Raw genomic sequence first — 1444 nt, 5'->3', positions numbered from 1 at the left:
CGCCTCCGTGGCGTGTTGATCACGAAGTTCGACCGACTTAGCGTTTCGGCCCATGACGTATCTCGTATCCGCACCGGCTGGCTGGCCGAGGAAACGTCACACCGAAGATGGGCACGTCGGAGTGCTGGCTGAAATCCTTAGCGTACTAATTTTTTCGAATTCTGTGAGCGCTCACTCTTAGTTTCACCCTCCCGCCACCTCCTCCTGACCGCCGCACACCTGTTGTAAGACCCTTCGAACCCCAATTCCTTCAAGTCCTCACGGATCTGCTTCAACGTGCGCCGTTGCTTGCGTGACTTGGCCGCCCCAATTTTAGGAACGCTGAAAGTTGGAACGCGTAATTATCGATGGCGCGGCTGAAGCAGCGCTCAACGTAGACTGGCTCTACGGTTTTCAAGCGCAGGTAGCACCGGACGATGTTTCTGTATATACCCAAACGCCTAGCTATCTCTCAATGGGATCTGATCCAGAATGTGCAAGCGTTAAATAATGCGCAGAAATGCTATGTAGGTCACTCCAATCCCCCACCCAATATCGTGAGTAGGATTGTGTCTTAAACGTGGGTAAGTTTCGTATGCAAATTATGCGGCAAAGTGAGTCAGATTTCACTGCAAATCAACAGGCACGGCTTTCCAAGGTCGAGACGCCAACGCCAAGTTGAAGCTTGCGCCACTGAGAGGGGTAACCCGTACCATGTTTCTTTGTTTTTCATACACCTTTGCTCAACATCGTGATACCGGTACTGGTGACCAGCAGAAATAGTGCCGTCATCGTCATTTTTATCATAACCGTCGCGGCGACATACTTCTGTGTGTAGTTCACGGTACTGAATTTTGGAACTTTCGAATCCAGGCCTGCTAGTTTGAGCAAGCTTTGTGTCATATCCATTTCCTGACCCCGCATTAGGTTGGACAGGCCCTTGCTGTTCAGTTAGAACTGTCTCGCCGTCTAGCTGTACGGCTGCGCTCGCGCTTGCCACTGGCACTGCTTTGTAAGCACTTGTCGTGGCCTGCCAGAAGAGCATTGAACCACGCGCTTTCACCGCCATGTGGCATTCCTTCCAGTTGGACGTTCGATAATTCGGTTTAGCAGATGCGTTCATACTAGTCTACCGGAGCATTGACTCAAGTATTGCTGGCCGGAATTTGCAAAAACATATCCGCTTCGTTATACCTGTTTTTATATGTAGGTACAGACGTAATAATATTATATCTATCAACCTAATAAATAAATCCAGCTTCTAAAACTAAGATAAATATTTCTTATCTATTGTTTTTGATGTCAGCGAGGTTATTTCGCATATATATTTTCCAAAATGAATACTATGGTTAGCAAAAAATTTAGAATTTTTAATTATCCAAAAAAATCATTATTTGTGCTCCACTTAACGTTCTTTGGAATGAATTTGAATTAATATAAGTGGTGCCGAAATTTGTAATGATCG

Annotated in this window: 1 protein-coding gene; it reads right to left on the bottom strand. The window is 46.1% G+C overall.

What is annotated here, in order from left to right; translation table 11 throughout:
• Window positions 1–708: 708 nt before the first annotated feature.
• Window positions 709–882, bottom strand: a complete 174-nt coding sequence (locus ASN89_RS29875; protein WP_161911807.1) for a transposase — start codon at window positions 880–882, stop codon at window positions 709–711.
• Window positions 883–1444: the final 562 nt, after the last annotated feature.

The organism is Janthinobacterium sp. Ant5-2-1 (assembly GCF_001445815.1).
In the GTDB taxonomy this organism is placed as follows: domain Bacteria; phylum Pseudomonadota; class Gammaproteobacteria; order Burkholderiales; family Burkholderiaceae_D; genus Janthinobacterium; species Janthinobacterium lividum_E.
The sequence above is the reverse complement of the archived record's forward strand: the minus strand, read 5'-3'. Positions and strand labels throughout refer to the sequence as shown.